The following is a 10,921-nucleotide window of genomic DNA, read 5'->3' as shown; positions in this document are numbered from 1 at the left end:
AAACCACCAGTTCACACTGGTGGTTTTGATTCACTTTTTAAATTGAAAAGAAAATAATATATCTGATGAAGTTCTATATTCCTCTCTTAAGAAAATTATGGAATAATAAAGGTAGGCTAAAAGAAAAGTGGGGATACCTAATGGATATACATATTGCCCGGATGACACAAAAGTATGCAGTTGAGGCGCTTTGCTGGAAGTATGAAAAGCCTTATGACTTTTATAACAATGTATTAACCACAAGTGCAATTGTTGAATTGCTCGGTGGCGGCTATTATGCCATCGTAGATTCATCATGTAAACTAATCGGCTTTTTTTGTACCGGCCGATCTGCGAAAATCCCTGCCGGAGATCGAAACGCTGTTTATATAGAAGATTGTGTGGATTTAGGTTTAGGAATGCACCCTTCACTGACAGGGAAAGGAAAAGGAGATTTATTTTTGAAAAGAATCCTTCACTTTATTGAGGAGGAACATAAAGGCAAGCCGATTCGGCTGACAGTCGCTTCATTTAATAAAAGAGCGATCCGTTTATATAAGAAAAATGGTTTTACGAAAGAGCATCAATTCCATTATAAAGGGATGGAGTTTATCACGATGAAACGCAGCAGCGCAATGACATAGAAAAATGTACATTTATTATATTCATGGTTATTTGTGTAGGACAAATCTACTTCCTTTCATAAAATATATTATGCATTGGAAAGGAGGGAGTCTGAATGGGTAGGAATAGCTGTCAATATAATCGTTGCCGTCATTCTGATCGGGATGAAGAAGTTCGTGTTCATCCAACAAATTATGAGGTCCGTAAGCATACAAACGTAAAAACAATAAAAAATATCCATCCTACAGAAATTAAAAATGTGCACCGTACAATTATTCGTAATGAAAATTATTATCCAGTGAGAGAATCCAATGTGAACGAAACGGTTGTTGAAAATTATGATTGTGGCAGTGATGTAAACAATTCAAGTAATTGCCGCAGGGTGCGTGGTTCTAACAGTTGTGGCAGCAGGTATCAGCAATGTCATAAACGTTTTGAAAAACGCCCATGTAAACGAAATCGTCATTGGTTCTTCTAAAAATCTGGAATGAACAGGAGCGCACAAGCTGCTTCTGTAAAGCGTTATGTCATAAAGTAACTCTTGTTAAGAAAGCTTTCATGAAGATAAAAAACGCTTCTGTTAAACACTTCTTAATAAGAGTATTTTTTTGTGCATTAGAAATAGAGTATTACTATTTTTTAAGCAAATTTCTTGAGATAGATAAATCAGTATGGTAATAATATTAATTGTGTTTAAAATAACAAGGCAGTATTTGTGATAAACATAACATTTCATCGAAGAAAAATTGGAGGTATATGAATGAAAATTACAGCAATGATTGGAAGTAACCGTGCAGAATCTTATAACAAACAACTTGTTGAATATATGAAAGATCGTTATCAGGAAAAGATAGAGATTGATATTTTGCCGATTGAAAAATTACCTTTTTATAATCAGGATGATGAATTAAATCCGCCGGAGATTGTCAAAGAAATTCGTAAACGGATTAAAGAAAGTGATGCTATTTTATTTGCTACGCCTGAATATAATGGTTCCATTTCAGGTATGCTGAAGAATGCTATTGACTGGTTCTCCCGTGTTGATTTAGTAATGGTAAATAAGCCTGGAATGATTGTCGGAGCTTCCATGGGAGCGCTTGGTACAGTGAAGGCTCAATTACAGCTTCGTCAAATTTTAAATTCTCGCGGAGTTGGTGTACTGACTTTGCCGGGAAATGAAGTATTAATAGGTTCCGTTCAAAATAAGGTGGACGAGCAAGGTAATCTGACAGACGAGCAAACAATTGATTTTCTTGATACAGTTGTGCATAATTTTATTGCGTGGTGCGATACTTTACAGAAATAACTTTTTGCCGGTGACTTTATAGTCACCGGTTTTGTCTATTTTTGTGATTTAGAAAATTTATGATTTGAGTAAGACTGTATAAAAGCATTGCAAGATTTGGAATAAATAAGTATAGATTCATTTTAATGAAAGAAGGGTTGTAAATGGCTGAGAGTCATGAATCATCATTGGAAACGAAAAATATCAGCCGTGTGCCGATTCTGGTTGTTTTATTATCAGGAGCCTTTGTAGCCATTCTGAATCAGACGTTACTAGGGACTGCATTGCCGCATATGATGACAGATTTAGATATTGATGCGAATACAGTTCAGTGGCTTCAGTCCGCTTTTATGCTTGTGAACGGGATTATGATCCCGGTTACTGCTTTTTTAATTGGAACGTTTACAACACGCAGCCTGTTTTTAACAGCCATGTCCTTATTTATAATAGGTACACTGATTTGCGGAATTGCACCGGAGTTTTTCTCTCTTTTAGCTGGGCGGATTCTCCAGGCTGCCGGTGCGGGAATCATGATGCCGCTCATGCAAACGATATTAATTTTGATTTATCCAAAGGAAAAACGGGGCAGTGCCATGGGAATGTTTGGTTTAGTTATTTCCTTTGCTCCGGCAATCGGACCGACACTGTCTGGATATATTGTAGAGCATTTTCCTTGGAGAACATTATTCTTTATGGTTTTGCCCATAGCTGTTTTAAACATAATCATTGCTTACTTTTTACTTAAAAATGTGACGAAACGGACTTTTCCTGAGCTGGATAAGCTGTCGATTCTATTATCGACGCTTGGGTTTGGTGGTATTCTCTACGGATTCAGTATCGCTGGAAGTGCAGGGTGGCTAAGCTATCAGGTTATCGGCTCCTTAGTGATCGGTGCCATGATGCTGATTTGGTTTATTACAAGACAAATGCATTTGAAAACACCAATTTTGGAATTCCGGGTATTTAAGTATCGCATATTTACGATTACGACAGTGTTAGGCATGGTTACTTTTATGACAATGATTGGAGCTGCAGTTATTTTGCCGCTCTATATGCAGCAGATGCTGGGATTCAATGCCTTTCATTCTGGACTGGCATTACTTGCCGGGGCAGTGTTACAGGGGTTAATGAACCCTATTACCGGAAGGCTGTTTGACCGTTTTGGTGCCAGATATTTGGCAATGATCGGTTTGTTCCTGATTGTTGGAACGACATTTATGCTAAGTACCCTGACAACAGAAACGAGCTTTGCATTTATTGCAGCAGTTCATGCACTGAGAATGTTAGGGGTTGCGATGGCGATGATGCCGGTAACCACCGCTGGATTAAATGTTTTGCCTGAAAATTATATTGCACATGGGACAGCAGTGAATAATACATTGCGACAGGTGGCAGGTGCCATCGGGACAGCGTTGCCGATTACGATTATGTCTACAGCGTCTATTCCTGAACAGGGAATTGAAGGCATGATACATGGTGTCAATGTTTCCTTTCTTGTGACGGGGATTATCTCGATTATTGCACTCGTGCTGACTTTCTTTATCCATGACCGGGATAATTAATTGACAAAGATAGAAAAACCTTAGAACAGTTGCTGTCCTAAGGTTTTTCTAGTGCGTTTATGAACATTCTTTATACGCTGAATACTTCTACTTTTTTGCTGTCTGCTTTGTTGTAAGCGCCATGCATAACAGGTCCGACATATTCGTTTAATTTCCAGCCGTTTGCAATAGCAGCTGCTACAAATGTTTTCGCAGCTTTTACTGCATCATGCACATTTTTGCCGTGAGCCAGGTTGGCTGTGATTGCCGCAGCAAAGGTACAGCCTGCTCCGTGGTTATAGGTTGTATCAATTTTTTCACTTTCTAATAAATCAAAGTCTGTACCATCATAGAATAAATCAACTGCTTTTTCATGCTCCAGCTGTTTTCCACCTTTAACGACAACATTTTTCGCACCTAAAGTATGAATTTTTTGAGCTGCTTCTTTCATTTGTTCAATCGTTTTGATTGGAGCTGTTTCTGCTAATTGTGCTGCTTCAAATAAGTTAGGCGTAACGACTAAAGAGCGTGGCAGTAATTCCTCACGCATTGCATCGGTATTTTCCGGCTGAAGCACTTCATCTTCCCCTTTGCATACCATAACAGGGTCCAGAACATATTTATCGATCTTATATTCATCAATTTTTCTGGCTCCTAAATTGATAATATCCACGGAACCAAGCATTCCAGATTTCATTGCATCTACGCCGACAGATAGAATTGTATTTAATTGTTTTTCTACAACATTTACATCTATTGGTGTCACATCATGTCCCCAGCCTTCTGGATTCATTGTTACGATGGAAGTGATAGCAGTCATGCCATATACATTGTGCTCTTGAAAGGTTTTTAAATCTGCTCCAATCCCAGCTCCGCCACTTGAGTCAGAACCGGCGAGGGTTAATGTTTTTTTCATAGTCATAGGTTTTCCTCCAAACATAGTCAGATACAATCACAAACGATATGATGCTGACTCTTTAAAATTTCTTTTCCTTTGTAGCTAGAATAATCCTTTCTAACCTAATTGTAAAGCCATTGAAATGCGATAAGAAATATTTTGCTTACGTGTTAATAAATGAATCTGTTGCGTTGATAACTCCTTTTATCTTTGTTGCATGTAATTTTTCTCCCTGCAGCCACTTTTTAAAGGAGAAAATAAATGGCTGACGATTGCCTCCAAGTGCAATCCAAGCAGAAAGCTCTTTGGGTAAGTATAGCGCTGTATGCAATGTTCCTGCCCATGCGCCGTATTTTTCGGAAAAAATTCCTTGCTCGGTATCATTTAACATGCGAAACGCCCCGTAAGGTTTATGAATATCCTTCTGCTTTGTTACTATTCTCTGTAATCGTTCCATTGATTCATCTGAACGGTACCGGTTCTCTTCTGTTAATACATCAAAATGGTTTGTACAGCTGCTACCCTCCCGGACAAAGAAAGAACGGGGGGATACCTCCACAATAAGTGATTTTCCAGATGTATCTAATAATACATAGTTAAAAGTATTCCGGTGCGGGACATCTCGCAGTAATTGAACGGCTTCTTCCACTGTAGCACAGTTTTCCAAAATCAGTCTGCCAATCATATTACAAACAAAGCCGTCGCCTGATTTTTTCCGGTTGACAAAATTATAGCCCATTGTCAGTCCCTTTTCATTGATCCCATCGGTACGTCCGGTAATTTGCATGGAAGGACCAGCACTGGCATACCCCGTATCAGAAGGTGCATATAATACATACCGGCCTTCATAGGAACTGGGGGCATTATCATAATTACGTACCAGAAAATCCTGCTTTGTGTTAATGGAACAGCCGCTGCGGCCGTATTCATAATAGTAACCGCCAAATTCCCGTATGGCATCATTCCAGGGAATGCCTAAGCCGTCGCTTAACCCTTGCAGTTCTTCCCAAATCGCTTTAGAAAATGCTTTGAATACAGCTTCCACTTCCTTTTCATCGACAAGAAAGTTTCTCCAGCGCTTATTGAGGAGCGCTTTCCGATATGGAAGTATAGGTGAATTTTTTAGTTTTTCCGCTTGAAAAAGTCCGAATTGATGATGACTTCCCCGAAATTGTATAATATCAGTGTGAACAGATTTCATTGTTGTTCTCCGTTTCTCTTGTAAATGTATTGTAAGTGTATCTTGTTCAGACTGGTTAGAAAAGAAATTAGCTTTATCGCAGTTTCACTTTATAGAGGATGTTCAAAAATCCCTCAAATGATAAGCGGCGGGATAATGACCTTCTACTGAAACCGCCCACGTCGTGCGGGCAATGTAGAAGTCACCACATCCTGTGGAAGTTGTTAACGTGGTTTTTCCAATGGGACTGGGACTGCGATTACTCGTCCCACCAAGAGCGTTACTCACGTATTTAAAAGCATAGAGGAACTTCTGTTAAGAACGTCTACGTCCTGTGGACAACACAGAAATCACCACACATGCGCAAGCTCATTCGTAAAAAACCCGTTGCCTTGATCTTCTTGCTTCTAATTTGGCCCTTTTTGAACACGCAATTTATAGAAACAGAGGAGATATAGATGACAGAAAAGATAAGCTGTACAGAATTGTATCAAAAATTATTTCATTATTATGGTCCTCAAGGGTGGTGGCCAGCCGATTCTGATTTTCAAATGCTGATCAGTGCTATTTTAGTGCAAAGAACAAATTGGAAAAATGTTGCGTTAGCTTTAGGGAATTTAGGAAAAAATGTCACTGCCGGGGAGTTAATACAAATGGAAGAAGCAGAGCTTGCTGAAAAAATTCGTCCAAGCGGCTTTTATCGGATGAAAGCAAAGAAGATCAGAGCTTGGCTGCATTGGTTTCAAAAATATGACTTTCAAATAAAGGAGGTTCAAAAAGTCGATCAAGCTGTCCTCCGTAAAGAATTGTTAGCTATTCATGGGATTGGAGAGGAAACAGCAGATGCAATGATGCTGTATGCTTTTGATAAACCCGGCTTTATTGCGGATAATTATGCAATCAGATTATTTCATCGAATCGGCTTCGACATTCCAAAAACATATTATGCTTTTAAAGCAAAAGTGGAAGATTTATTTCCTCATGACTTAGAAATGCATCAGGAATTTCACGCATTAATAGTAGAGCATGGAAAACAATATTGTAAGAAGACACCGTTATGTGAAAGCTGTCCGCTTCTTTCTCACTGCTGGACAGGGAATGAAATCAGGTGAATTTCGGGACATTGAACCGAGGAGAAGGACAGGAAGCGGTGTTTTATCGTCTGTCCTTCTCTAATTGCTCGATCTTTTGCTGGAGCTGGGTAAGCTGCTGCTGCATTTCTGTCAGCTGTCTGCTTGTAACAGGTGCATCCTCTTCAAAAGGCGTTGCTTTTCTTGTCTCTTCATTGTATAAAATGGTTGAGCCGGTGAGAGCCATGATACTTCCTAATGTACTCACGACTCCACCATAATAAATTAATTTATCTCCAAGGCTTTTCTCGGCGGGATTGAAGGTAGTCATTGTGTTAAGAAAAAAATCAGACATAATATGACACTCCTATAAGGCAGTTTAGCACAGCTTATCTGGCATGAATTCGTGCATCAAGTATGAATAAGGAATTAAAATAGCGCATGTGGGATAAGCAGCCAGGATAAGTTCATTTGGCTTTAATGTAGTACTATAACTAGCGTAGTGCTTTTTCGTAGCGATTTCCAAGTATTCTTTAACGTATATAGGTTAATATATGTAATTTCTAAAAAAACTCTACTGTTATGCTGTTCATAGAATGTTCATTTCTTATTAAACAGGAAACTGTGTGATAAGCGATAGGCTGCTTCCTGCTGTATAATGGGATGTAGGAATGTTTTAATATAATGACACTTCTAATAAAGGTGGTGATCCGTTGTTAAAGGAATTTATGAAAATCTTTCGCAGCAGGATGATTTGGATGGGGGGACTGTCCATTGGGATGGCTTTAGCCGTGGTAGGACAAAGCTATCTTATCGTCACGATTATCCAAAATTTATTTTTAGATAATGCGTCATTCTCCTCTATTCTCCCCGCTGTTTTTATATTGATTAGCATGCTGTTGTTACGAACAATTTTTCAATATATGGTGAAAGAATCCGGAATTAAAATGGCGCAGACTGCAAAGGTCTCGATAAGGGAAAAGCTGCTTCGTCATTTTACCAGTCAGCCGATGACAAATGCAGAGAAAGGGCAGTCGGGTCAGAAAACAAGTCTGTTTATGGATACCGTCGATGAAGTAGATGGCTATTTCAGTCAATATTTGCCTCAGGTTATTCAATCTGCCGGTATTGTTTTGATTGTCTGGTTTGTTATTTTTATGCAGAATTGGACCAGCGGGCTGATTATTCTTGTTTCCGCACCATTTATTCCTGTTTTTATGATGATCATTGGTGTGAAGACGAAGGACAAATCCAAGGAACAGCTTTCGCAATTAGCGGCTTTTTCAGGAACCTTCCTCGATACATTACAAGGACTTCCAACAGTGAAGTTATTGGGGCAATCGGCTGAACAGAGAAATAAAATGGATAAAGATAGTACAAGCTTTCGGGATGCAACAATGGGTGTGTTAAAGGTGGCATTTACAAATTCTTTAGCTTTGGAATTTATTGCGATGCTGAGTATCGGTTTAATTGCTTTAGAAATCGCCATTCGGATGATTATTTTTCAAAACCTCAGCTTTTTTACCGGCTTTTTTGTTTTGCTTCTTGCACCAGAATTGTTCAGCCAATTGAAGCAGCTGGGGGCAGCCTTTCATTCCGGTCGTGCAAGTATGGGAGCTGCCTCACGGGTGGAGGATGTGCTGGAAGAAGAGACAAGCCCGGTTGCTTGGGGAGAGAAGCGGTTAAAAGGGCGTAACGCTCCCAAATTACAGCTTGAACAGGCTTCCTTCCGTTATGAAGCAGGGAATTTTCAGCTGAAGCCGACGTCTATCCAAATTGCACCGTATGAACAGGTGGCGATTATTGGTAAAACAGGCTCCGGTAAATCAACCCTGCTCCATCTGCTTGCTGGTTTCCTCCCGGTGAAAGAGGGTGCTTTTCTAATGGATGGTATTCCACAGAGGAATATAAAAAAAGCGGATTGGTTTGAAAGAATTGGTTATTTATCTCAGCAGCCTTATCTGTTCTCGGGAACGGTACGGGAAAATATATTACTCGGTTCACTAGAAGAACAAAACGATAAAGCTATACAGAAGGTTGCAGAACATGCGGGAATTTGGGAATGGATCACTGCATTGCCGGATGGGCTGGATACCGTTATTGGAGAAGGAGGCAGAGGCTTATCAGGAGGAGAAAAACAGCGGATTGCGATGGCGCGGACACTTCTGAAAAAGCCGCAGATACTATTTTTTGATGAACCGACAACAGGCCTGGATATTCAGACGGAGCATATGCTGCAAAAATCACTGGATGCAATCAAAAATCAAACAACTATGATTACGGTTGCTCACCGGCTGCATACTATCCGGAATGCTGATAAAATTTTTCTGTTGGATCAAGGGAAAATAGCAGGTGAAGGAACACATGAGGAGCTTTATCAAAACAATAAAATATATCAGCAAATGATAAATACCCAACAAGGAGGGAGGTAACCATGAAGGATGTCCGTTTCGTAATAAAAATGGTGCTGAAAGAAAAAAAAGATATTCTTTTCTCTATCTTTTTTGGTTTTTTAGCAGGGATAACAGCCGTCTCCTTGTTTGCAGCAAGCGGTTATTTAATCTCACAAGCCGCTTTTGCTCCGCCAATCTATACATTAATGGTTCTGGTAGCCAGTGTAAAACTTTTAGGGATTACCTCGGCTGTAAGCAGATACGGTGAACGTTACTTCTCTCATTGTGGAACATTTACGATTTTGAAAAATATCCGCTTAAAGGTTTACGACCAGATAGAGCCATTAGCAAACAGACTTTTACAGAAATATCGAAGCGGAGATATCTTAGCCAGGATTGTCGGCGACGTAGAGTCCCTGCAGCATTTCTTTTTACGTGTATTCTATCCGCCTGTTGTATTAGCATCTGTCTTTATAGCTACGATTTTCTTTACGATGTATATATCCGCTGGTGCTGCACTTACAATGACTGCCGGCATGGTTGTCGTATTAATTATCTTTCCGTTAATATTTTATCTGTTTCAGAAAAAAACTGCCGTATCGATGCGGGAAAAAAGGGGGGAATTATCTTCTGCGTTTACAGATTATTTGTACGGGTTCCGGGAATTAACTATTTTTCAACAGGCTGAAAGAAAGAAGCAACAGGTATATACAGGTATGAATGAATATGAAGAAATGAAAGCAAGAGAGAATCGTCAACTTGCCATCCGGGAAGCCATTGTTATTTTCTTTTCTTTTTTCATTGCGATAATTATTCTCGTGCAAGCAGGTTTTTATGTTACAGAAGGGAATCTTGCAGGGACACTTTTGGCGATGCTGTTTATGATTTCTGTTACCGTGTTTGAGGATGCCCCATCCATGGCTGCCCTGCCTGCTCATTTGGAGGAAAGCAGAGTTTCCTCTAAACGTCTTTCCGAGGTTTGGGAAAATGAGATTCCGCAAGCAGAAGCAGCAGGACTTGAGCTGCAAATGGATGTCCCGATTCAATTTCAGTTTGAGGATGTTTCTATTCACTATCTCAATGAAAGGAAGGCTGCTGTACAGCATGCGACCTTTCAAGTTGAGCCTGGTAAACATATGGCAATCGTTGGGCCAAGCGGTTCCGGGAAATCAACATTGATGCAGGCAATGCTAACATTTGCGCCGGTTCAATCTGGTCAAATTTTAGTCAATGGCAAACAGATAAGTGAAGTGACACCAGATAGTCTGTGGCGGCAAATGAATGTTTCGCTGCAGCAAAATCATTTTTTCTATGGAAGTATTTATGATAATTTACGCTTTGCCAATACCGAGGCTACTGCCGAAGCGTGTCGGGAAGCTTTAGAAAAAGTCCAATTAAGTCATTTTTCGTTAGAGGATCAAGTATTGGAAAAGGGAGCCAACCTGTCAGGAGGAGAAAAGCAGCGTCTGGCTATTGCCCGCTTGTTTTTGCGAGATGCCTCTATTTGGCTGTTGGATGAACCGACCTCATCCTTGGATGCCATTACGGAGCAGCAGATAATGGATGAAATTGAAAAAGTAACAAAGTATCAGACTGTTGTGACCATTAGGCACCGGTTAACAGGATTAGAGAAAATGGATCAGATTATTGTGATGAATCAGGGGGAAATTGTTGAACAGGGTACGTATACGGAGCTGATGGAAAAAGAGGATGGTTATTTTAAAGCAATGAAAGAGCTGGAAAGTGGACAGCTGGCCTTTTAAGTTCTGCTCTCAGATATCAATGAGATAGCCTGTACTTTTGAATAAAGCATCCCTCGTATAGCTGGAAATCAGCTATACGAGGGATGCTTTGGTTATCTATCCTTTGCTGCAGCGACAAATGCAAAAGCAATTGCTGCAATCAGAACTAAAAAAGGAGCGATAAAAATCAGAAATTGATTCAGCATTTA

Annotated in this window: 11 protein-coding genes; 7 read left to right on the top strand and 4 right to left on the bottom strand. The window is 39.9% G+C overall.

What is annotated here, in order from left to right:
• The first annotated feature begins 140 nt into the window (after window positions 1-140).
• The 4 genes from FLK20_RS02525 to FLK20_RS02510 all read left to right on the top strand — a co-directional run bounded on the left by FLK20_RS02525 (window position 141) and on the right by FLK20_RS02510 (window position 3,450).
• On the top strand, window positions 141-623 hold the full coding sequence (locus tag FLK20_RS02525) for a GNAT family N-acetyltransferase (RefSeq protein ID WP_152654978.1): 483 nt from the start codon (window positions 141-143) through the stop codon (window positions 621-623).
• A 95-nt stretch (window positions 624-718) separates the two neighbouring features.
• Window positions 719-1,081, top strand: coding sequence for a spore coat protein (locus tag FLK20_RS02520; protein ID WP_152654977.1), 363 nt, complete (start codon window positions 719-721; stop codon window positions 1,079-1,081).
• Window positions 1,082-1,363: 282 nt separating this feature from the next.
• Window positions 1,364-1,909: an NADPH-dependent FMN reductase gene (locus FLK20_RS02515; protein WP_152654976.1), complete on the top strand. Its 546-nt coding sequence runs from the start codon at window positions 1,364-1,366 to the stop codon at window positions 1,907-1,909.
• A gap of 143 nt (window positions 1,910-2,052) precedes the next feature.
• Window positions 2,053-3,450, top strand: coding sequence for a DHA2 family efflux MFS transporter permease subunit (locus FLK20_RS02510; RefSeq protein ID WP_152654975.1), 1,398 nt, complete (start codon window positions 2,053-2,055; stop codon window positions 3,448-3,450).
• A 70-nt stretch (window positions 3,451-3,520) separates the two neighbouring features.
• Here FLK20_RS02510 and pdxK read toward each other — a convergent pair whose 3' ends face one another.
• Window positions 3,521-4,351: a pyridoxine/pyridoxal/pyridoxamine kinase gene (pdxK, locus tag FLK20_RS02505; protein WP_152654974.1), complete on the bottom strand. Its 831-nt coding sequence runs from the start codon at window positions 4,349-4,351 to the stop codon at window positions 3,521-3,523.
• Between the two features lie 139 nt (window positions 4,352-4,490).
• A complete protein-coding gene (locus FLK20_RS02500) occupies window positions 4,491-5,528 on the bottom strand; it encodes a C45 family autoproteolytic acyltransferase/hydrolase (RefSeq protein ID WP_152654973.1) in 1,038 nt (345 codons plus the stop codon).
• 437 nt (window positions 5,529-5,965) lie between these two features.
• Between FLK20_RS02500 and FLK20_RS02495 the strand changes: the two genes are divergently transcribed.
• Complete coding sequence (locus tag FLK20_RS02495) at window positions 5,966-6,619, top strand: endonuclease III domain-containing protein (RefSeq protein ID WP_152654972.1); 654 nt, start codon at window positions 5,966-5,968, stop codon at window positions 6,617-6,619.
• Between the two features lie 43 nt (window positions 6,620-6,662).
• Here FLK20_RS02495 and FLK20_RS02490 read toward each other — a convergent pair whose 3' ends face one another.
• The gene (locus tag FLK20_RS02490) at window positions 6,663-6,932 is read right to left on the bottom strand and encodes a hypothetical protein (RefSeq protein ID WP_152654971.1); all 270 of its coding nucleotides are present in this window, start codon (window positions 6,930-6,932) and stop codon (window positions 6,663-6,665) included.
• A 358-nt stretch (window positions 6,933-7,290) separates the two neighbouring features.
• Between FLK20_RS02490 and cydD the strand changes: the two genes are divergently transcribed.
• Together cydD and cydC are read left to right on the top strand one after the other, a co-directional pair.
• Entirely contained in the window at window positions 7,291-9,009 is a 1,719-nt protein-coding gene (cydD, locus tag FLK20_RS02485) for a thiol reductant ABC exporter subunit CydD (protein WP_152654970.1), read from the top strand.
• Window positions 9,010-9,011: 2 nt separating this feature from the next.
• On the top strand, window positions 9,012-10,733 hold the full coding sequence (gene cydC / locus FLK20_RS02480) for a thiol reductant ABC exporter subunit CydC (RefSeq protein WP_152654969.1): 1,722 nt from the start codon (window positions 9,012-9,014) through the stop codon (window positions 10,731-10,733).
• A 92-nt stretch (window positions 10,734-10,825) separates the two neighbouring features.
• Here cydC and cydS read toward each other — a convergent pair whose 3' ends face one another.
• The gene (gene cydS / locus FLK20_RS22365; RefSeq protein WP_483310475.1) at window positions 10,826-10,918 is read right to left on the bottom strand and encodes a cytochrome bd oxidase small subunit CydS family protein; all 93 of its coding nucleotides are present in this window, start codon (window positions 10,916-10,918) and stop codon (window positions 10,826-10,828) included.
• Between the last annotated feature and the right edge of the window lie 3 nt (window positions 10,919-10,921).

Source organism: Oceanobacillus sp. CFH 90083 (genome assembly GCF_009389585.1).
Taxonomy (GTDB): Bacteria; Bacillota; Bacilli; order Bacillales; family Amphibacillaceae; genus Oceanobacillus.
The sequence above is the reverse complement of the archived record's forward strand: the minus strand, read 5'-3'. Positions and strand labels throughout refer to the sequence as shown.

Bases quoted from the DNA above. Each gene is read 5' to 3' on its own strand.
- FLK20_RS02525 (WP_152654978.1), top strand. From the start codon at position 141: ATGGATATACATATTGCCCGGATGACACAAAAGTATGCAGTTGAGGCG.
- FLK20_RS02520 (WP_152654977.1), top strand. From the start codon at position 719: ATGGGTAGGAATAGCTGTCAATATAATCGTTGCCGTCATTCTGATCGG.
- FLK20_RS02515 (WP_152654976.1), top strand. From the start codon at position 1,364: ATGAAAATTACAGCAATGATTGGAAGTAACCGTGCAGAATCTTATAAC.
- FLK20_RS02510 (WP_152654975.1), top strand. From the start codon at position 2,053: ATGGCTGAGAGTCATGAATCATCATTGGAAACGAAAAATATCAGCCGT.
- pdxK (WP_152654974.1), bottom strand. From the start codon at position 4,351: ATGACTATGAAAAAAACATTAACCCTCGCCGGTTCTGACTCAAGTGGC.
- FLK20_RS02500 (WP_152654973.1), bottom strand. From the start codon at position 5,528: ATGAAATCTGTTCACACTGATATTATACAATTTCGGGGAAGTCATCAT.
- FLK20_RS02495 (WP_152654972.1), top strand. From the start codon at position 5,966: ATGACAGAAAAGATAAGCTGTACAGAATTGTATCAAAAATTATTTCAT.
- FLK20_RS02490 (WP_152654971.1), bottom strand. From the start codon at position 6,932: ATGTCTGATTTTTTTCTTAACACAATGACTACCTTCAATCCCGCCGAG.
- cydC (WP_152654969.1), top strand. From the start codon at position 9,012: ATGAAGGATGTCCGTTTCGTAATAAAAATGGTGCTGAAAGAAAAAAAA.
- cydS (WP_483310475.1), bottom strand. From the start codon at position 10,918: ATGCTGAATCAATTTCTGATTTTTATCGCTCCTTTTTTAGTTCTGATT.